General features: G+C 38.3%; 14 protein-coding genes and 1 pseudogene. 6 read left to right on the top strand and 9 right to left on the bottom strand.

Translation table 11 applies throughout. The features are described from left to right. Nucleotides 1–86: 86 nt before the first annotated feature. Entirely contained in the window at nucleotides 87–587 is a 501-nt protein-coding gene (locus BT797_RS19480; protein WP_075473219.1) for a GNAT family N-acetyltransferase, read from the top strand. 166 nt (nucleotides 588–753) lie between these two features. Here the strand turns inward: BT797_RS19480 and BT797_RS19475 are convergent, their stop codons facing one another. Further along, nucleotides 754–1,980 (bottom strand): alpha/beta fold hydrolase, encoded by a 1,227-nt coding sequence (locus BT797_RS19475; protein WP_075473218.1) that lies wholly within the window; start codon nucleotides 1,978–1,980, stop codon nucleotides 754–756. A 105-nt stretch (nucleotides 1,981–2,085) separates the two neighbouring features. On the opposite strand from BT797_RS19475, the gene BT797_RS19470 reads away from it, so the two are divergent. Then, nucleotides 2,086–2,949, top strand: a complete 864-nt coding sequence (locus tag BT797_RS19470; RefSeq protein WP_075473217.1) for a LysR family transcriptional regulator — start codon at nucleotides 2,086–2,088, stop codon at nucleotides 2,947–2,949. Nucleotides 2,950–3,129: 180 nt separating this feature from the next. Here the strand turns inward: BT797_RS19470 and BT797_RS19465 are convergent, their stop codons facing one another. The 3 genes from BT797_RS19465 to BT797_RS19455 form a co-directional block, all read right to left on the bottom strand. After that, complete coding sequence (locus BT797_RS19465; RefSeq protein WP_045110419.1) at nucleotides 3,130–4,323, bottom strand: DEAD/DEAH box helicase; 1,194 nt, start codon at nucleotides 4,321–4,323, stop codon at nucleotides 3,130–3,132. 597 nt (nucleotides 4,324–4,920) lie between these two features. Next, nucleotides 4,921–5,373, bottom strand: a complete 453-nt coding sequence (locus tag BT797_RS19460; protein WP_052678317.1) for a hypothetical protein — start codon at nucleotides 5,371–5,373, stop codon at nucleotides 4,921–4,923. A 512-nt stretch (nucleotides 5,374–5,885) separates the two neighbouring features. Beyond that, the gene (locus BT797_RS19455; RefSeq protein WP_170860795.1) at nucleotides 5,886–7,583 is read right to left on the bottom strand and encodes a bifunctional metallophosphatase/5'-nucleotidase; all 1,698 of its coding nucleotides are present in this window, start codon (nucleotides 7,581–7,583) and stop codon (nucleotides 5,886–5,888) included. A 514-nt stretch (nucleotides 7,584–8,097) separates the two neighbouring features. Here BT797_RS19455 and BT797_RS19450 point away from each other — a divergent pair. Further along, a complete protein-coding gene (locus BT797_RS19450; RefSeq protein WP_045110422.1) occupies nucleotides 8,098–9,708 on the top strand; it encodes an ATP-binding cassette domain-containing protein in 1,611 nt (536 codons plus the stop codon). After that, nucleotides 9,705–11,357, top strand: a complete 1,653-nt coding sequence (locus tag BT797_RS19445) for an ATP-binding cassette domain-containing protein (RefSeq protein WP_075473215.1) — start codon at nucleotides 9,705–9,707, stop codon at nucleotides 11,355–11,357. The genes BT797_RS19450 and BT797_RS19445 overlap by 4 nt, the downstream gene beginning before the upstream one ends. 103 nt (nucleotides 11,358–11,460) lie before the next feature. Here BT797_RS19445 and BT797_RS19440 read toward each other — a convergent pair whose 3' ends face one another. From BT797_RS19440 to BT797_RS19430, 3 genes are all read right to left on the bottom strand, one after another. After that, nucleotides 11,461–12,786 carry a type II toxin-antitoxin system HipA family toxin gene (locus tag BT797_RS19440; RefSeq protein ID WP_045110424.1) on the bottom strand — a complete coding sequence of 442 codons (1,326 nt, stop codon included), beginning with the start codon at nucleotides 12,784–12,786 and terminating at the stop codon, nucleotides 11,461–11,463. After that, nucleotides 12,780–13,124 carry a helix-turn-helix transcriptional regulator gene (locus tag BT797_RS19435; RefSeq protein ID WP_045110425.1) on the bottom strand — a complete coding sequence of 115 codons (345 nt, stop codon included), beginning with the start codon at nucleotides 13,122–13,124 and terminating at the stop codon, nucleotides 12,780–12,782. Before BT797_RS19435 ends, BT797_RS19440 begins: the two co-directional genes overlap by 7 nt. A 308-nt stretch (nucleotides 13,125–13,432) precedes the next feature. Beyond that, a complete protein-coding gene (locus BT797_RS19430) occupies nucleotides 13,433–13,933 on the bottom strand; it encodes a hypothetical protein (protein WP_045110426.1) in 501 nt (166 codons plus the stop codon). 545 nt (nucleotides 13,934–14,478) lie between these two features. On the opposite strand from BT797_RS19430, the gene BT797_RS24615 reads away from it, so the two are divergent. Then, a complete protein-coding gene (locus tag BT797_RS24615) occupies nucleotides 14,479–14,610 on the top strand; it encodes a hypothetical protein (RefSeq protein WP_280173730.1) in 132 nt (43 codons plus the stop codon). A gap of 804 nt (nucleotides 14,611–15,414) precedes the next feature. On the opposite strand, the pseudogene BT797_RS24735 reads toward BT797_RS24615, so the two are convergent. After that, a pseudogene (locus BT797_RS24735) lies at nucleotides 15,415–15,961 on the bottom strand (transposase family protein); the annotation flags it as partial. A 404-nt stretch (nucleotides 15,962–16,365) separates the two neighbouring features. Between BT797_RS24735 and cnf the strand changes: the two are divergent. After that, complete coding sequence (gene cnf / locus BT797_RS19420) at nucleotides 16,366–19,425, top strand: CNF1 family cytotoxic necrotizing factor (protein WP_045110427.1); 3,060 nt, start codon at nucleotides 16,366–16,368, stop codon at nucleotides 19,423–19,425. A 166-nt stretch (nucleotides 19,426–19,591) separates the two neighbouring features. Here the strand turns inward: cnf and BT797_RS23905 are convergent, their stop codons facing one another. Then, nucleotides 19,592–19,936, bottom strand: a complete 345-nt coding sequence (locus BT797_RS23905; RefSeq protein WP_075473214.1) for a transposase — start codon at nucleotides 19,934–19,936, stop codon at nucleotides 19,592–19,594. Nucleotides 19,937–21,201: the final 1,265 nt, after the last annotated feature.

The raw sequence follows: 21,201 nt of genomic DNA, 5'->3' as shown, positions 1-21,201 counted from the left end.
AATTTAAACAAGGACAAAATACAGTTGGTTATTCTAACCAGCAATATTTTGTCTGTTAACAGGGCATTAGGATTCAGGATGAAGTTGTGGATATTAACTTAAGAAAAGCAACACTGGCGGATGCTAAAGAAATTGCCAATATACATGTGATCTCATGGAAAACCTCGTTTGCTGGACTGATGCCAGAAAAGTACATATCTGGTCATACCGAGTCATCTCGCGTCGATGAATGGAAGAAAATAATTTCAATGAATATTGAAAAAGTTGTTGTGGCAGAAAGTAACAATAAAATACTTGGCTTTATGTCATTTAGTGTGAAATCACAGGTTTCAAGAGAATTGGAGTTAAGTAAGCTTTACCTTTTCCCGAGTGTTTATGGGAAAAACTTAGGTAGCAAATTCATGCATTTCTTACAAACAGAGGCGACAGCTCAAGGCGTAAATACTATCAATCTCTATGTACTTGATAACAATGAACCAGCAATTCGTTTTTACTCGAAACATGGTTTCGAGTTTGTAGATGGTTATGTATCAGAGGAGTTTGAAGGTGAAACTATCATTGACCTTAAAATGACCAAGAGAGTTTAGCTTAACATGGCTATGAACGGACGCTTTGTCACCGCGGAAAAACTTCAAAGTGTTGTGAATACAAAGGATTAAAGCAGCGTTGTGCGGTTTGGTAAGCGCCCGTTATCATAATAAGCAACTCTGGTTATACGATTATCTCTCTGCGTTATTCACAGTGCAGATCAATTCAACTCTCTTGAATTGCCAATACTAAATATTGCGCCAATGCTTTAGGGTTTTCAATTGGAATAGAGTGACCAGCCTTTTCTACAGTATAACAGGTAGCATAAGGCATTAATTGTGTAATTTCTTCCCCATGATCTGGTGGGGTTGCAGAGTCTTGATCTCCTACAAGTACTATTGTATCTATTGTTATATTTTTTAGTAGGCTACGTATATCTTCTCTCCGGATGATCGCTGCATCCATGGCATGGGAAAGCAACTTTGGAGCAGTATTCATCAGTTTATTTATTTCTTTTTCTGTGTGGTTAGGTTGGTCTTTTAACCAAGAGGAGGAATATTTAACCTTTTGTATATCTTCAAAAAAACTACGTCTATTGTCATCATCTGATGACAATAATAAAGATTGGCGCAGGTGCCATAAAGGTATATTCAAAGGATTCTCAGCTTGTGCGGTAGTGTTGATTAGCACTAGTTTCTTTAGCAGTTGAGGATATTTAATCGCGATTCGTAAAGCAATCATCCCCCCTTGGCTGTGGCCTACCAAGGTTACATTATTGATGTTATTTTCAATAATCCACAAAGCTATATCATCAGCAATAGTATTTAGATCTAATCCGTCACGCCAACCACTAGAGCCATGACCTGGCATATCAAATACAACGCAACGACATTGTGTCTCAATGTGACTAATAACGGGAGACCAAAATGTTCGGTCAAGAAATAAACCATGTAGAAATATTAACGTTGAACCTCCACCATGGTCATCCCAGCCATATTGGACACCATTGACTAACGCTGAACGGTGAGGATTGTTGCTGTGATGTGCTTTAGACAGCATGAGAGAATCTTCAAAAATTTGATATCGCGTTATTTTCCCATTATTTGTGGTGAACCGAATCATAAAATGACCGTCCGCAATAGCTTCTGTTTTCACTATACGGTGACGAAAGTGACCAATAGCGATGACATCGGGTGAAGAATCAATTAATGGTTCTAGCGTAAAGCCGATAGGCTGAAAACCCTCGGGAAAACGCTGTAACCATTGTTTAATTGCAACCTTACCTTGAATTATACCCACCGTTTTTAAAATGGGGTCACCATCAATATGCCAAATGGCATCGTCACTTACATATTTAAGTGCGTTTTCGATATTTTTTTCGGAAAAAGCGGCCAAATAAGCTTTAACTGTTTCAATCGAAGACAACGGTGCAGTGTCTAAAAGAGTATCCATTTTACGCCTCAGTAGTTATTTAAAAGTGATTACAAATTGTAAAACCTTTTAAGCCCCTTTAAAATGGAAAGCATTGGAAAACAGATTTCCATTTTTGGAGTTTAAATGAATTTTGAAAATATCTATTTTTTCACTGCCGTTATTCGTAATGGAAGTCTCAGTAAAGCGGCATCTGAATTGGGCGTTAGTCCACAAACGGTAGGTCGTAAAGTCGCTAATTTAGAGCATGAAATCGGGACGACACTTTTCATCAAGCACCCGACAGGTTACCAGCCAACTACTGATGGTTTATTATTTTACCGAGAAGCCGAAAATGTAGAAAAATCGTTAGTATCTCTAAAAACCCAATTCAGAACTAAAAACAAAGAATACGAAGGCGTTGTGAGAGTGGCTCTTCCAGAAATGATAGCGTTACGTATTGTTATCCCCCAATTGCAACCCTTTATTCAGAACTACCCAAAGCTTGAATTGCAAATAGTTACAGGCATATATAATGTAGGTATAGCAAGAGGTGATGCAGACATTGCTTTACGTTTAAAGCGTCCAGAAAAAGGATCATTAACTGTCCGCAAAGTTGGTAGTATGTCATCAGGAATGTTTGTATCAAAAGGCCAAAAATCAGTCCTAGATAATGTCCCTTTAGTTGGTTGGGATAGCCATATAGATTTACCTTCAGAGAAGTGGTTGGCTAAACTCACTAATCGTTCTCCTAATATTAGATTTAATACACTTGCATCCCAAGAAGCAGCAATTCGTAGTGGTGTAGGCGCAGGAATATTACCTCATTTTTTATCCGACGGTTTAACCCCAATTGAAACGCCCCTGATTAAACCTGAGCCTCTATGGTTAGTTAGCCACGCTAGCGAAACTACTACACCAAGAATCAGAGCTGTTTATGATGAAATTGCTAATATAATTAGTGCTAACGAAAAAAATCTGATGCCTGTTGACAGGAAGATAAGCAATTAACTGACTTGAAATGTCTTACTATATAAATGCATTTCAAATAAGGGCTATCTAAAATTATCATGAGTATGGTTAATGTAGTAATTAAGTTATTTTAGCAATCAGATTCATCGCTAATTTTAGTGAACCATAATCTTTGAAGCTCTAAGCCATTCCTGTCAGGATGGCTTAGAGTCGGTATTCTCACCTTCTATTTCTTTTTTTAACCTTTTTTTTGACTTTTTTAGGTGCTTCAGCAAACTCTTTATGGAAAGGCTGTTCTGTAACAACAGGAATGACTTGGCCTATGCTCTTTTCAATACTCTTTAATAGCGTTATATCATTTTCGACAGCAAATGAAATGGCCATTCCACTTTTCCCTGCACGCGCAGTTCGTCCTATACGGTGTATGTAGTTTCTTGGATCTTCAGGTAGGTTATAGTTAATGACTAAAGTAATATTATCAACATCAATCCCACGAGCAGCAACATCAGTTGCAACTAATACGGTTAAATTAGCGTCTTTAAAGTGTTGTAACGCTTCCTCTCTTGCTGCTTGTGTTTTACCACTGTGAAGGCTAGCGGCAGTTATTGATGCTTCTTCGAGTGCGTTAACAATGATGTCTGCGCCAGGCTTTGTTTTACAGAAGATGAGGACTTTTTTATAGTCAGATTCTTTCAGGATATTAAATAGCAAAGGTACTTTATTCGATTTTTCAAGATGGTATACGCTTTGATTAATCAAGTCGATAGTAACCGTTTTAGCAGTAATTTGAATTTTTGTTGGATCCGTTAATATTGCTTCTGCAAGTATCTCTATTTTAGGTGGCATAGTAGCTGAAAACAATAGTGTTTGTCGGTTCTTTGGCAGTTTAGATATGATGCTTTGAACATCCTTAAAGAACCCCATATCAAGCATTGTATCTGCTTCATCTAACACAAATACTTCTAACGCCTTAAAATTTATATCGCCCGTTTTAATTAAATCCAATAACCTTCCAGGGGTGGCGACTAAAATATCAAGTCCAAGTGCGATAGAGTCAACTTGATCTTGTCTTCCTACACCACCATAAACAACCTTAGTTTTAAGCCCTAAACCATCAGAGTAGTCGTCAATGTTTTGCATTATTTGCGAGGCAAGCTCTCTTGTAGGCGTTAGTATGAGTGAACGCGTGCTCTTAGCTTTGATATCTATTTTATTCCGCCCAAAATTATTGATAATAGGCAATGAAAAAGCCGCAGTTTTTCCTGTTCCCGTTTGCGCTATACCAAGAAGGTCATTCCCATTAATAAGAGCTGGGATACATTCTTTTTGGATTGGTGTGGGCTGTTTATAGCCTTTAAGACTAACGCGGTCAATAATTGACTCTAAAAGTGAAAATTCTTTAAACTCTGACATGCTGGCTCGGTATTCTTTAATCAATAGCCTATTATTCTAACAGAATGCTTTAACATATTTAAGACGTATTCAAGGTAACTTTTTCTGACAAATCCTCACAAAAACAGTTCAGTAATTAAGTGTTCTGACCTCTTTGTTTTTCTTTCATGGCTCCTTTAATCAATGAATTGAGTGTAACGAAACCAATTGTATTGTTACTTTCAGCAGTTGGTATTTACAATTTATTTTCCAAATTATTATCGAATACTTCAGACTCAAGATCAGACAAACATCTGTCCCAGATACCATTCAACCTTTTATCCAAATATCAAGTTCGTGTAAGCGAGATTAACCAGAATAGTACAACATTATCTATCCGAAATTATTATAGGTTGAAATCGGTTTTGAAGGGTTCAGGGGGGCTGAGTGGTAAAATGGCTCATTTATGTCCAATAGGCCTCTCAGGGTGAGGGTATTGGGCTTTTATACCGCGTGTTAGGGCGTCAATTAGACGCCTTCATTCCTTAATGTGTATTATTAGCTAGAACAATAACTCTGACCCTTTTGATTGACATCTGAGGCATCAAAGTACCGACCAAACAAGAGGAAAATGACGATTTATTCAAAGACAGCGGCTAACTCAGTAGCTGTTTTAATATATTTAATCTCAGATATTTTTCCTTCACTTACCGTATAAATCGTAATATGATCTTCTTTTTTTGAGAATTTGTCTTTGTTACTATCATCTAATAACAAAATTGAAAATGGATATTTTCTCATTTTAGGCAAAGCAAAGAATTTGCTAATTAAACTTGGCATCCCTGATATGTCAGCCACATAATAAGCTTGGTGAGCCGCTAAAAAACCTTTGTCCTGAGCTAATAAGAAATCACGAATGATACTACTGGTATCTTTATCACCAGCGACAATAATATTTTGGGTATCCGCTTTGATTGTATGCACTTGGTCAAATTGATCGGTAATTTCAAAACGAGGTATCGCGTCTCCGATATTAAATGCGTGGGCGAAATTTGCGGCCAATAGTAGTAATAATACGAACAACTTATTCATTATTTTTTCCTAAATGTTTAAAAGATTGATACAACCACTAATATACCAAATAGTAAACCACTATCAAGTTAGTCTTAAGATAAAGGATCGTTTTCGAATCCGGCTGAACGAGTGAAGGGTAGAGCGATAGTAATGATTACATATTGATGGGAAAATGAATCGTCCTGTAAATTATTTATTTAGTCTTATAAGTTATATACAAGGCTAGCTATGTAATTGAGTATATTGACATTAATTCTAGGCTACAAGATAAACTTGACCGCCTTTTGACAAACTGAGACTACATTCACCGAAATACCAATAACACTGTATAAAATCAACCTATCTAGTTTTTTCATTACACATAAGTAGGATTCACTTAGTTGGTAAATTTTGCATGACAAAATGTGATGAAGATCGAACTCTTTGAAGCCCAAACGCTAAGCCATTTCAGTTCTATCATGGGGCTTAAAGCATTTATTCATCAATTATATGTTCGCATCGGTTCCAAATCACAACTGCTAATGTGAAGCCTATTTATAGTTTGTTTGGATAAAATCAATGAAGCAATCTGCCATCGAATGTTGGGTAACAATCCCTTCCGTTTCCATCATGGTTAATGCTTCATAACCTTCTTTACCTTTCATAGTATAAGCGGAAGAGGTTCCGTAATAGATCATTTCATGATCGATATCGTTCCAACCATCTTCTTCCGTATAAATAGTAAGTTTAGCAATTCGCTCACCACGGGGACGTTCAGCGTAATAGCTGAAATTCAAGTTATGAGTATAAGGGTAACTTCCCGAGCCAGAGCCAAGCATCCCATTATTGGTGGCGTTGTTGATTGCACCCTCTAGTGCCTGTGCGATATATTTGCCTTTGATGCGATAAACGCCAATGGGAACGGCAAAGGGAAGTAGCTTACCAGCAATATCACCAATGGAAATATTACCCCGGTGTAAAGACGTTCTCACGCCGCCAGCATTATGAATTGCAAAGTCGACTCGATAACCATCTTTATTCATCATATGAGCAAAAGATTCGGCTACTAGCGGGGCAATATCACTACCTCCCTTCAGATCAGGAATGCGGATATGTCGCATATCCTCTGCTAACTTAGCAATCACGGTATTTTGTAATTTACGTACTCTCGGGATATATTTATCTTGTAGCAAGCTTTGTAGTATCGGATCTTTTTTACATACAACCACATTTTCATGTTGAGTGAGGTAGAGGCTCGCCTTTGCATGGACTTCATCATCATTGGTTGTTAACAAGCTTGCATCAATACAAAGTCGGCGACCAATAAGCAGCTCATTTTTGCCCTTGAAAGTGCTAACCGAACCATCGGCGGCGAAATCAATCTCACAGTGACCAAGTGCCTGTGAATGAAAACCAGCTTGTACAATATATGTACCTTTAACCTGATGTCCGTATTCAAATTCTTTTTTCAGTCCTAGGTCACTGAAATCGCCGAGAAGCGTGTGGCTATGGCCGCCAACAATCAAGCTGATACCATCCACTTCTTTCGCTAATTCACAATCACCATCAAAACCAAGATGACTCACTAATATTATCTTATTAATACCTGACTTTCGGATAGCTCGAACAGTATTGCAGGCTGTTTCAAAGGCATTAATAAATGGCGTGTCCGGATCTACATTCGCTATATCGGCCATCTTATCCAATGATACCCCGAATATTGCAACGGGCTCGCCATCTACAACACGAGTCATCCAGCGTGCCGTCTGCTGATCAGCCTGATAAGAGAATAAGTTAGGCCGGCCGTTTAAATAATGAGACTTCGTTTTTATTTCGTTAGAAAGGTCCCAGTTACCCGCTAACAGTGGGAACTGAATACGATCTAAAAATGCAGCCACAGGTTCATTACCCATATCTAATTCATGATTACCAATTGTCATCACATCAATGCCCAGTGCATTGAGCATATCTGAGTTGGCTTTACCTTTAAACAGCGAGAAATAGAGTGTCCCCTGAAAGCAATCTCCGGCATGAACAAATATAAAATCTCGATTATTTTGCAGGGCAGTCGCTTTAAGTTGCTTAGCTCTGGTCGCTATACGGGAAAACCCGCCATTACTAACATAAGGCGATATACTTTTTCCCTCAATGTTAAGCTGTAATTGCAGTGATTGAGGTTCAAAGTAGGAGTGCGTGTCATTGATATGAGCGAGAGTTATCCTAACTGGCTTATTCTTCTTTATCATCATGTTTCAATTTTCATCTATATTTTAATCGTTCGTTTTCACTGAATGGAAAGCTTTTTCAGATAAGTTTAACATATTTGATATTTTAACATTCGATTCCCATGGTGAATTGTAATTGTGCCACCTGGATAATATATAACCTAACTATTTTACGTATTAATAGAATGCCTATTAAATTACAACACTTTGATTTATATCGCTAACTTTTCGACATAACTGAAAGTATTAATTGCTAATTCTTATCATATTGCTCATATTATGCCTATTACTATAAAATTTAAAAGTAGGCTCACTTATCGAACATATTATTTACGACTTGAAACCTGATTACTGCATCCAAAGCGCCAGTGGTGAGAACGAGTTAGTAATGAATTTTTGGTAGGTCAGTAATATAAACAATCAGTTAAACGTTTCACACCAAATTGAATAGGCTTAATATGAAACTTAGCGAGAGTCTTATACGCTCAACATATCAATCCCACACCTTTTCCCATCACTTCAATAAATGGGGAAGAGTATGATAAATAAAATCAGCCAACACTATCTCACTCCTACGCTGATGCCAGCGTTACAACCATCAATCGCCAAGCTCATGTTGGGCACCTTTGCTGAAGTGGTCGCTGCACTTGCAAAAATAGGCGCACTATTGTGTTTAATACAACTGATTGACGACCTCTCGAGTAAATGGGTTTACAGTGCAATCGGACTTTGGATTGTTAGCGCCGCGGTCTCTTCATTAGCATCTTGGTGGGTGCATGAAGCTGAAGCCCAATTTTCCTCTCAGGTACGCCGTCAAATGGCTCAGCATCTCGCCAGGTTGCCAAATAAAACCGTCTCTCGATATGGTGAGAATCAACTTCGTCGCTTGGCTTCGGAGGACATTAATACACTGCACCATATGATTGCCCACTTACCGTCTGAATTTGTCACGTTCATGTTGGTGCCATTGGCGTCCATCCTCATCATGTTGAGTTTGGCAGGGCCAATTGCTCTTTTAGCCCTTATTCCAGGTCTTCTCGCCTCACTTTATTATCTGGTATTTCTACCCAAATATGCGGCCAAATATGGCGTAGAACGCATGAACATTATGGGTGAGATTGTCACTGCAGTGAATGACTACACAAGGGGCATCCGAGTCAACCGTATTTATGGTACTCAATCTGGCGCCATTGCCAATTATCGACATGCCACGCAACGCTTTACAGACGGTATCGTAAAGTGGGTTAGCAATGTTGCACTTGCTGCTGCGGTTTCTGTAGCGCTGCTACAAGCGGTCGCCACTTTAGCTATCGCTTACACGATTTCCTATCAGTTAAGCCCTGCGGCCATGGCTTCGGTTTTCTTTTTTGGCCTTGCCATCGTGACACCTGTGCTAAAGTTGGGCCACGGCTTAGACTATGTAACGGCAGGTAAAAACGCCGCTAAACACATCAGCGACTTTTTACAAGAAAGCACCATCGCTTCAGGCCAAGTCAAGCGAGAGTGTAAATCAGACTCGTTACATGCCGAACACATCAAGGTTGTCACCGAGCAAAACACGATCATCAACGATCTTTCTTACTCTTTTCTTCCGGGTTCTTTTACAGCCATCATGGGCCCGAGTGGCGTTGGTAAAAGTACTTTTTTACGTATCTTATCCGGTTACGAACAGCCTTCATCAGGGACCGTTACCCTAGGTCATGATGACATATCAGACCTTGATGAAGTATCGCGACATAATGCAATACGTTACGTACCCCAAAACACTGGTGTTTTGAAAACAACGGTGCGAGAGAATCTGCAATTGGCTACACCAGATGCCACTGACGATACGTTTCGCGATGCACTGAGCCACGCCCAGTTGATTATTGATCTTGCAGCGGACGCAGCCTCTCTCTCGGGCGGGCAACAACAACGCATCTCTCTTGCTAACGTGTTCTTAAGTAACGCCAACATAATCTTACTTGACGAGCCTACTAGCGCCCTTGATAAGGAAACAGCGTTGCTTGTGATGCAAAACTTGCGTTCACTGGCTCACCAACAAGGTAAGACCATTATTGTGGTGACCCATGACTCTGACCTCGCTCAGCAAGCAAATTTTACGCTGAAATTAACTCGAAACGCTGACAAACAGGACGAAGACGTATGACGAACAACAGCACTAATTCCGTTAGTAAAGCACTTCCAGAACAGGCAAAGCGTCGGCTGTACCTTCTTGGCACTGGTTGGGTTCTCGTTGCCGTACTGGAAGCTGCAGCCTACACTGTTTTGGCCCTAGCCATCGTTGAACAGCAAACACCTATGTATGTTTTGGTGGCAGCGGCTGCCGCAATCATGGCGACAGTGATTGTCACACGATCTGGCTTTTTGTCCGGAGCAAAACTTACTGGTGATCTCTATTCAGCGCTCGGTAAAGCTCTTAACCAAGCAAAGCTAGCTTGGTTTACAGACCATCACAGAACGCAAACAACTCAACTGGCTGAGCGTGGTATTCCTGGTTTTATGAGCATACCTGCTCACCAACTGCAAATCTTCCTACATGCGCCACTCCTACCTTTATTTCTGGTGGTTGGAATTGGCCTAGTTGGTGGTTTAATCATAGCGGCGCTGAGTGCAGCATTACTCGCAAGCGCGTTATTCATTCAATATAAAGCGCAATTGGCACTGATCCATACCGATAGCGATCGACACAGCGCAGATGTGAATGCTACCAAATACACACTCGAACTGATCGACAACCTCGATCTACTGCGCGCGACCGCGGGTCCAAAGCGGGCAGTTGAACGAATTGAAGCAAGTTGGACTAAGCAAGAAAAAGTTCACAAAAGCATCAACCGTGCGGCATCTAAAACCACATTTGTATCGACGCTCGCGACAATTTTACCGCTGGCAGGTATGGCGAGTTACTTGGTTGTCTCTGGTATAACAGAGCCACTATTGATTTTATCGCTTTTGATACTCATCACTAGAGCAGCAGCGCCTTTGGGCGAGTTAGCATTGGCTGGGTTTGCGATTAATGATGTACGCGCGGCGATTAAAGACTATATTCATTTAACCACGGTACCAAGCTTGCCAGAGCCTAAACCAGAAAATGCTCTGCAGCCAAATAATCACAAATTACAGTTGTATAATGTTGGCTGCTCAGACATTTTTATTGGTGCAAACGCAGAAATTACAGAAGGCGCGAAAGTTGTGATTAATGGACCAAGTGGCGGTGGTAAGAGTACTCTGTTAGGTTTGCTAATGCGATTTGATGACCCTACACAAGGTCGAATTACCCTGGGTTGTGTCGACATAAAACAAACCCGTTACGACGTGCTCACTCAATATTTTTCTTACGTTGCACAAGATCCTATTGTTTTCACTGGTACTTTGGCAGACAACATCCGCTTAGGTAAACCCGATGCGAGCGATGAAGAAATCGAGCGATATGCAAGGCATGCTCAGTTAAGTGAGGTGATAGAACGTTCTGAATTAGGCATTCATCAACTTGTTGGGCAAAAAGGTGCGGCGTTATCCGGTGGCGAGAAACAAAGGTTGGCTATTGCACGCGCTCTAATCAAGCAAGCACCTATACTGATTTTTGATGAAGCGACTTCGGCGCTTGATGATACCACTGAGAGACTTATCGCAGAACATGTTCATTCTCTAAAAGCGACAGTAATTGTGGTAACACACAGGGAAGCAAGTATCTGGCAACCGACAATGGAATTTAATATACAAAACCAAACTGTCACCTATCAGTTACACAATACTAAGTCCAATCCGAGCAAAACGATTGCATCGGAATCAGCATAGTACGATTTTGTTTCAAAAGAGGTCACACATGATTGTTTACATTTAGTGTGAAGGGCTTAAAAGGTGCAACCAAATATTCTGGTCGCACCTCTGTGATTAATTGCTAAATGTGAAGCCTTAGGTTTGACTCGACTTCATCAATTAACGATAGCGGAACAGCTTGTTCGGTAGCTAGCGCACGCCACGTAGATACATGCTGTGTGATTTCGTCGATGGTTTCATCTATAAGTTTCTTAGTAAATAGGGGACTTAGTGTACTCAGGCTATAGAAATCACTACGCTCAAAATGGTCACGCTTACCGTTGAGTGTCATCCAGTGACAACTTACCCAATGACTATCTGGCTTGTATGAGTATGCAATGTCGTAAGCGGGAGAAAGAGACCAGTCTCCGGCATCGTTCATCATGAATCCAAAGTTCTTTGAGTGATCGTCATGGTTGCGCGATATGATATTGAAGATCAAGCGTCTTAATAGCTGCATAGCCTCGGGAGCTTTCAATCTTAGTTGACGGACGACTCCAAATAATTCCTCATACGAGTATGAGCCCGCTTGCTTGTAGCTAACATGTGCCATTGCATTCAGGGTTTGTACATGTACGCGCTTGTTTCCGATTCTATCGAAACGTTGGGTGATAAAGTGGCGACGATCACCTTCGTTCAATAGTTGAGTTGGCATCATCTCAATACCGCAAAGCTTATTTGCCATGAGATAATATGTATACTCCATCGCGCCGTAACCTAGTGGGTCACCAAATGTCTCTTTGTTCTTGTTGTGTTCACTGACACCATCGAATTTCATTAAGTAATGGGTAAATCCGTCAGGGACTTCAACTTGGCCGGAACGCACTTCGCTAAAGTCCTTGTTAAATGCTAAAACCGCTTTAGGTCTGGCTCCACCGGCGCTCATACCAACAGACATAAGCTCTAACATGGCGTCTTTGTTTTCACGGCCTGCATGATCAAGTTCAACCCCAAAGCCTTGCCTCTCAGAGAGAATGTTTTGAGCAACAGAAACCAGAGACTTGATCTCTATCTCTTGCGATTTATTGAAAGAGTTACCGTATCTCTTTGGCGGGGAGTAAGACAATGCCCCCATCCCTCTTGCTCCCGTATACTTTAAGCGTTCAAGCGGGGTTATTTCACTGGGTAATCGTCCATTTCGAGCTACCCAAGCATTGAGGACTGTATTACCGAAATCATCTGGTAAAGAGTCGGCCAAAAGCCCAGAAAGACCTTTAAAAGTGGCGTGATCTATTGATGGGAATGAATAAATTTTCTTAGAGAGTGGCATCATTAGCGGAGAGAGTTCAATGCCACTAGAAATGAAGCTAGGATCGTACTCAAACGCGCTTTGTTTTGTCACTGGGTCGTAACTGGCAGCGCCGACAGCAAGATCGTTGTAACTGACCTCAATAACTTCTTTTACCATCCTAGGTTATCCTCGTTTTCGGGTTCTTGTTTTGGTTGTTCTCTTGGGCTAGATGCTCTTTTTCGTTCATTCCCATGTAGTTGGACAAGCTGAACCGGTGATATCTGAGTTGCCGGAAGAAAAATATCTATTTGGTCTATAACGTCTAGCGCTTGCATAATAATAATCATGGTTTCGAGTGAGCATTGCCCATTCTCAGCATTGGCTATCTTTTTACGGGTTAATCCTACGTCTTTAGCGATTGATGCTTGGGTCTTGTTCGCGTTAAGGCGGTAGGTCTTTAGTCTTTCACCAATCACCGTGGCGATTGCAGGTGCTGTCATGTTTGAATAATTCATATCAACCCTTTAATGTTCTCTTATGTGCTCATTATAGGTTAAAAGTGACATTAATGCTCACTAAATGGAACATTAATTTAATTGTTTTAATTGCTAACCCTATAACTACTTCAATTTCGGCATTAGTTTTAACATCCAGGTAGCAGTAAAAGGAATAGGGAACTTGAATAAAAATATAGCGATGAAGGATGTTTAAAGTGAGATAGGTAATTTCATTAACTAAGCGGAATAATAACATGTGTGCAGTGTGAAACCTGCTGTGCTTTGCCCGCGAAACATGTCAGGTTTCACACTGCGCCATTTGACATCTATCTATAGCCTTTGTAAGTAATTTCATCTTTGTGAAAGCCTATATCACGTCTCATTTCACTAAGGAGTTTAAGCATTTTGACGCGGAACACTTCAAATTCGAATTCGTCGATAGTACTAAATTGTTCTTGTGAATTATGAATGTAATCGACTAATTCAGCGAACTTGTCAAATACATCACTTGAAGCAAATAAAGCTAACTGTGCTGAAATCTCTAGTCGTTCTTTATCAAATTGGTTTATATCATCAAGACTCAGTTTGTCTTCTTGAGTCATTTTGGCCGCTAGGCCTGTTAATGGTTTTAAGACAGTTTTATATAGTTCCAGTTTTCGGTAATCACTGTCTTTTTTAATACGAGTTAACTCTTCCAATTTACTTTTGTGAGTTTTTATTCGTTTATTGGTTATTACATTCGAATATATAGCCCAGAGCGCACCTAGCAAGCTGATAATAATGGCGGTTTCTCCACCTCCATTAGATATGAATTCTTGAATGTCCATTAATATTAACTCCTATACGCTGGCTATAATTTAATATTACATTATAGCCAGCCTGAAACATCTTGCTAGCAGCAAAAAAGGATAGGGGTCTTGTAACAAACGTTTCTAAACTACAGTTAAAAGTCATTGTTTTACGGGGTTTGATATTTAACTGTATATAAATGCAGTGTTAATTAAGGAACCGTAAAATCGAGACTTTGAAATCATTATTAACATTAAAATCAATAGTATAGCTGTTTACATAATACTACGTTAAGTCTGAAAATATGACATTTCTAACGGTGCCAATCCTGACATCTCTATCTGGGACCTGTAACAACACTGCGCATAATAGCAACGTGATTATGTTAAACATTTACCTGCCTGCAACACTGGAACAGGCAGGCCGCGAAGCGGTATTTACACATAATCCGCATTATGCGAAGTCATAAAATTAATAATGTATTCTATTCTATTAATCTACGTATCTATAACTTTTCAATCTTTTAAGAATGGCATTTATGAGATAATATCTCAAAAAATTTCAAATACTTAAAAGGTTTACTATGAAAAAGATAATAGCTGCAACAATTGTTGTTTTACTTGGTGTTTCATCAATGTCTGCAATGGCCTGTCCAAAAGGAGAACATCCGTACGGAGGTTCTGGTCCGCATCATAAAGGTGGATATTGCGCATAAACTTAGAACTCTTAATGATATAGTTTTGTTATCTTTTATATAATATTTTAAGAAGGTTTATCATGACTTTATCTCGAAATTTGAAATGTCCAAACTGTGAAAAAGAAATTTCAATAGATGTATATAAAATATTTCCAGCTTGCATATTTCATTGCCCAAACGAAGAATGTAATACAGAGCTAATATTTGAAAATGCAGATACTAAAAAAACACCAAGTATTCGAACTAAAGGTTCGAGCTTTAATCCACTGTAGATAATTAAGAGTACACTATCTTTAATAGTGTACTCTTGTCTAAATATTAGAATTCATACAGCTAAGCCACTGTTTTATATGGTGGTTTTTTGCTTTTTAAAGCGATGCGATGAATTCAAATTTATAGTACCCGTACTGTCTTACGGGGGTTAACTCTCTGCAACAATACGGTTTTGCCAAGATCGCAGGATTTCTCAAGGTTAACTGTTTTTAATAATCTACTCTTATTAAAATTAGAATCTAAAGAGTGTCTTTGTTCTATACAGCAGTATCAAGGCCCTAAATTACGCCATAAGATTCTAAATTTGATTCAGCTTAGTTATGTGCTCTACTCTACATACTCATTATACCTCAAAGTAGTTATAATGAACCTAAAGTGGCGCATTAAATACAACATTGTTTAATGAGTCGTAAATCAACCATTAGGCGCACTAAGCGCTAATAATGCACAAAAAAACAGCCATTATACACAATCGTTCTTATGTCCGATCTTAACATTTAAACGTCTTATCAGCATAAAAAAATTGTACCAAATATTTCTAAACTATAAATCATAGGTGGTTTCAGCTTCACAGAAATAAAGGGACATTAATTTACTTGTCGCGCCATCAATAAATACGAGTAAACAGCATTTAGGTGAACGGCCTTCGACCCATCATGATGAGAACCATCGATTTAAATTAATTCGTCAACACAATTTCGTCGATATCGGGGCCGATAGATTTGCCGTTTTTTACGGCGGCGAACAGTCCACAAGCCATCTGCGACCATCCATTGACGGAGCGTTTCACTAGATAGCTTGATGTTGTGATTCTCTAATAGTTTTTCACAAGCAAATGTGGGTTTGAAGTCGCTGTATTTATCTTTAGCTATGTTGAGGATTTGTTCTCTAAATTAGGCTGGATAGCGCCGATTGCTCGGCATGTTACGGCGCTTAGATACTCATCCAATATCGCCATGAAGGCGGTATGTATTAACAAGTTATTGAAATATGTCTGCGGGTTAGATTTAGCAGTGTAGCGGCCGCTATTTGAGTGATCCGCTTATGACCAAACACATAAACGATGCAGTTCTTTTTCGCTCATAGTAATCAACATGGCACAATTCGATGCTTGGATTAGTTACGACCAAGTATACAAAAATGTGACATCTCTAAATTGTTAGAATGTGACATTACTATATTGCACTTACAGTGACTTACAATAAATTAATAGCTTTCTTAACAAAAAAGATTATCTTATTTTGTAGCTTTTATTATATCAGACGAGAAAGTTTTTATGTAATGATTAAAGCGTTAAACAAGCTTACAGGGCTAGGAATACCCGAAACTCAGTATATCGTTTAAGAATTAAGCTCAATGGGGTAGATATACCTTCTATCTTAATTAAGCGACAAAGCCTTTTTTAATCTAAGTGTATTGTTCTATAAATACATTTAGCTATGACCACCCCCAAATATCCATAAGAACATGTTATGTGTTTTTTGATGAGGAAATAATATTATGAATGATCAATGGCAACAAAAATACCTTTATGAATACAATGAACTTATATCGCAATTTCCTTCACCTGAAAAAATAATTAGTGATTATATTAAAGATAGGTTCAACACCGACTTACATTGGTTTAACTGGGCAGATCCTGATAATCTTTATTTTATCCAATTCTCTCAATCCCGAAGTAATCACAGATCTTACACAGGATGGGATCATCTAGATGAACATAAAACAAATGTAATGACACTCACACAAGCAGCAATGCTTAATATTAGTAATCGTTTTTCAACTTATGACGATGCAAACGCCGTAGCGGGAATATATAGAACAAGCAGTGCAACTTTATTTGACGAAAAAAACGAAGCAAAAATGCTCCCATCAGAATATCTGAGCTTTATATACGATTGTGACTTTGCTGGTCTTTACAATAAAGCTTTATCTGATTATTGGTCGCAATATTATGAAAGATTAAAACTATTACTTAAAAATTATTATGTTTCCTCAATTTTATATCTTCATAAAAATAACTTAGTCAGTAAAGAGGAACATGATTTTGCCATGGATGCATTAAATCGAGATAAAAATATATCATTATTTTTCTTAGATGTATATGGTTACTACTCCTCTGATATTTTTTGGGCTGAGAATAAAGAAAAAGTAATGCTTTTTATTCCCGGTGCAAAAAATCCATTTTTATTTTCAAATAACCGTAATAGTTTACGTGGTCGTCTTAAAGAACTAATTAAAGAAGAAAAAGATAACGCAAGTTTATTTGCTACGCATTTTTCTTTATTTGATAGACAAGATGGAACTTCCTATTCTGGTGTTAATACAGTTCTTAATGGAATAAAGAAAGATCACGGATTTAATGAGTCTTACTTTTTTTACTCCCCTAAAAAAATTACTGAAAGAAATATTTTTGAGGCGATGGCTATTTTAGTCAAGAAACGTAGTTTTAGCGATGGTGATACACTTATAACATCAGATGCTGAAGCATTAAAAGAAGACGCACTAAATATGCTTCAGACAATTTTATCAATGGCTCCAATATTTGATGTCGTACTTCCAGAATTATCTCTTCCGCTTAGTTTGGGTATTCTTTCCACCAGCGTGGGACTCAGTTTTGATAAGTTAATCAATGGTGATACTTTCGAAGAGCGTCGTTCAGCGATTCCGGGACTGGTGACAAATTCAGTATTGTTAGGTCTATCTTTTGCAATTCCATTCATCATTAGTAAGGCCGTTGCAAACAAGAATTTACTTGGTCTATCTGTAAGTAATAAAGAGAACGTATTGAATGATAAAAATATTGATGATTTTCTTAAAGGATATAGCATTAATAAAGATGAAATATCTTCAACGAGTGTATTAGAAATCAATATCGAAAAAACCAAACAGTCTGTAAATATCGTAAAACTTAGTGATGAAAACAATAAAATCATAGCTGTCAAGGGTAGTGCTCTAAGCGGTATCTATTATGAAGCGGACATTAAAACTGGATATGAAATTTTTTCACGAAGAGTTTATCGCACCGAATATGATAATAAAATTCTATGGATTCGTGGTGGCGGGCTAAACGGTGGGAAACCATTCGATTTTAATACACTCGAACTACCTACGTTTTTTGAAGACCAACCATATTCCGAATTACCTTCATCTCATGAGTTATATTTTATCAACGATGACAGCCCACTTTTATATCCTGATTTGGACTCAAGATTACCGAAACCAACGTCAGAAATGGATATGCATAATTTCATTGAGGATCGTACCCAATTTAATGAACAGGATTTAATCCTGATGAGAGGGACAACTGAACAAGAAGCATGGAATATTGCAAATAACAAAACAGCAGGTGGAAGCGACGGAGAATTAAAAGATATTTCTATAGATGCAAATCCACAAGAGGGCGTAAGCACTACTGTGTACACTACAGATTATAAAAGTGCAGATGTGGTGAGCAGACGACATTTTCTTGTTGTAGTAAAAGTAAAATTAAAGTTTGTCGTAAGTAATAATGAAACTTCGCATGCTAATCACTGGGCAATTATTGATGAAGCTCCTGTTGAAGTGTTGGCTGTTGTTGACCGGAGGTTTTCGTTCCCTGAACCCCCATCTCCATTAGAATTACCAATCTTACAAAAATTCTTACGCCGAATATTTTATAAAAAAAATATCGCTGAAAAAGCCAGTATTAACTTTAATAGATTAGCTAAGGGAGATATTAATGTCCTCAAAGGGCGGGGAAATATAGCATCGACACGTCAGCGTACAATTGATCTGAATTTTATTTCAGCCAACGCAGACGAGCTCCGTACTGATTTCTACATTAGAAAAAGTCCGCTTAATGAGGCTGGCTATGACAGACATTTCTATAATAATACGATAGGGGTGAATGGTTTCCCAACATTAAACACCTATACTGGTGAAATTATGGCAGATCCGTCTGCACTCGGCTTAACTTACTGGAAGGAAAATAATCTTACCAATAACGCGGCTATTATTAACATATCAAATTCCACTCGTGGGGCAAATGGTATCAAAATAGAGCTTGAAGCAGTGAAGGTAAACAAACCAGTAATCATTACGAGCGGAGAACTGAGCGGTTGTACCACGATTCTCGCCCGAAAGGGGGGGTATCTGTATCAAGTACATACAGGCACATCAGAGATTCTGGACGGTTTCACTAGTACAATAGGGGTAAAAAAAGCAATTGAGGTTTTCGAATTACTCGAAGATACTACAATACCTAAAGTGGAAGGAATAATGAATAATGATTTTCTGGCCAATTACTTAGCGAAAAACTTTGATGAATCATTAATAACGTACGCATCATCTAGGGCGAAACCAAACAGCGTAATTACCGTTAGTTATAATAATGTGTCCACTTTCCCTTACTACACTGATGATGGTATGATAGGTTTTGGTACATCGGCAACTATATTGGCGAGAGTTGATAATAAAATTATTGTAAAATCTTTATCAGAAAGTTATTCTCTTAGCCCAGGCGAAGGAAAAATTTCAATATCAAAGGCTTTATCAAAAGAATTTAGTGCAAGTTCTTAATTATTAACCATCGTGAACATAGGCCGTCTACGGCGGCAACTAACATTCTTCAAATTTAACTATTCATAATAGGCATAAGCAGGTATCGTCCTGCTTATGCACCCAAACAGGTTCTGTCGCAAAGGGCTTTGTTGCAATACTCAATCTCACTTGTCTTTGAACGTGATCAGGCAACTCGGTAGCTATTGGGCATCCCGAGATGAGTGAAGCGATTTAATATGGAACAACCTAATAATATTTCCTGATTTTGATTACTAAAATTTCTACTGTGTAACTTATTCCCAAGTATTTTTTTATACCTCTGCATCGCAGTTTCTGACACATTTCGCCGTCCATAATGCCGAAGTTTCTGCCAGCGCATTATCCCTAAAGCAAAGCTTTCAATTAAATTACTCATTCGTTTTGAATGATGGAACTCATCCGCAAACGTATTATCTTTCGGCGGAATGATAATTTGTGCATCTGGAAAGTACTTTTCCAATGTTTGATAAACAGCGTTGGTGTCATACATTTTATATCCAATCTAGCGGTGGTGCATCACTTGATGTATTAACAGCTTATATAGAACAGCAAAACAGACCTAAGTAATGTTAATGCTACGCATTAAAGACTTACATCCCCGACATAAATGACGGGGTTTTTCATCTGGAGCGATAAATTCAGCAATATGCGGCTCCTTTAACATAAAGAGTGTTTTGTTATATACAGTAATATCAAAGCCCTAAATTACGCCATAAGGTTCTAAATTTGATTCGGCTTAGTTATGTGTTCTACATACTAATTATACCGCAAAGTGGTTATAATGAACCTAAAATGGCGCATTAAATACAAGCTTGTTTAATGAGTCATAAATCAACTATTAGGCGTGACAAACGCCATTATGCACCAAAAACGAACCATTATACACAATCATTATTATGTCCGACCTTAACATTTAAACGTCTTATCAGCATAAAAAAAGGATAGGGAGCTTGTACCAAATATTTCTAAACTATAATTAAAAGTCATGGTTTTACAGGGTTAGATATTTGACTGTGTATAAACACAGTGGTAAATAGCGTTCCGCAAAACCGAGACTTTATCGTTATTATTAACAATTAAATCAATAACATAACGTTTTTACGTGACGCTAGGTGAAATCTGAATCAGTAAGTAACATCCTAGTTAGTAAATTTCATCTAGGAGCTGCTCAAATGTCATCTTAAATTCCAATTCGTATATTTAGAATTGATTGGTTCAGTCATATTAATCTAATAGGAATTCGCATTGAAATGATGCTAGGTAAACAAAATCATATTTAATGGTCAGCTAGATTAAAGCAGAAATTATTACCAGGCTAAGAACTGTAAATCCAAATTTAGCTAATCGATTCCTAAATCAAAAACAGACAAGTGATCACAGAATCTATTCATTGATAATACAAATCTATAATGAGCGCTGTGTAAATCACAAGGAAAGCTAACTTAGATTTTACGTAGCAACGCGTTAAAGAAAATTATGATGGTTCTGTGGTAACACAATGTTTGCCTCGAGTTCTGAAATATCAAGTCAGCTAGGTAATTTCAATAATCAAACACTAAAATGACATGTGCGCTGTGTGAAATCTGCTGTAACTATAGTGGCAAAGTATTTCAGATTTCACGTAGCGCACGGTAATTTTGTAGTAAATAGAATGGCTTGAACAGAATCATTACTAATAAACATGACATTTCTAACGGTGACAAACCTGACACCTCTAACTGGGACTTATTACAACTGTTAAACCCCGTTTAAAAT

The sequence above is a fragment of the Moritella viscosa genome (genome assembly GCF_900120065.1).
GTDB lineage: Bacteria > Pseudomonadota > Gammaproteobacteria > Enterobacterales > Moritellaceae > Moritella > Moritella viscosa.
Note: the sequence above shows the minus strand (reverse complement) of the source record. Positions and strands in the feature narration are given on the sequence as shown.

Bases quoted from the DNA above. Each gene is read 5' to 3' on its own strand.
- BT797_RS19455 (WP_170860795.1), bottom strand. From the start codon at position 7,583: ATGATGATAAAGAAGAATAAGCCAGTTAGGATAACTCTCGCTCATATC.
- BT797_RS19460 (WP_052678317.1), bottom strand. From the start codon at position 5,373: ATGAATAAGTTGTTCGTATTATTACTACTATTGGCCGCAAATTTCGCC.
- BT797_RS24615 (WP_280173730.1), top strand. From the start codon at position 14,479: ATGAAAAAGATAATAGCTGCAACAATTGTTGTTTTACTTGGTGTTTCA.
- BT797_RS19445 (WP_075473215.1), top strand. From the start codon at position 9,705: ATGACGAACAACAGCACTAATTCCGTTAGTAAAGCACTTCCAGAACAG.
- BT797_RS19465 (WP_045110419.1), bottom strand. From the start codon at position 4,323: ATGTCAGAGTTTAAAGAATTTTCACTTTTAGAGTCAATTATTGACCGC.
- BT797_RS19475 (WP_075473218.1), bottom strand. From the start codon at position 1,980: ATGGATACTCTTTTAGACACTGCACCGTTGTCTTCGATTGAAACAGTT.
- BT797_RS19450 (WP_045110422.1), top strand. From the start codon at position 8,098: ATGATAAATAAAATCAGCCAACACTATCTCACTCCTACGCTGATGCCA.
- BT797_RS19430 (WP_045110426.1), bottom strand. From the start codon at position 13,933: ATGGACATTCAAGAATTCATATCTAATGGAGGTGGAGAAACCGCCATT.
- cnf (WP_045110427.1), top strand. From the start codon at position 16,366: ATGAATGATCAATGGCAACAAAAATACCTTTATGAATACAATGAACTT.
- BT797_RS19435 (WP_045110425.1), bottom strand. From the start codon at position 13,124: ATGAATTATTCAAACATGACAGCACCTGCAATCGCCACGGTGATTGGT.
- BT797_RS19470 (WP_075473217.1), top strand. From the start codon at position 2,086: ATGAATTTTGAAAATATCTATTTTTTCACTGCCGTTATTCGTAATGGA.
- BT797_RS23905 (WP_075473214.1), bottom strand. From the start codon at position 19,936: ATGTATGACACCAACGCTGTTTATCAAACATTGGAAAAGTACTTTCCA.
- BT797_RS19440 (WP_045110424.1), bottom strand. From the start codon at position 12,786: ATGGTAAAAGAAGTTATTGAGGTCAGTTACAACGATCTTGCTGTCGGC.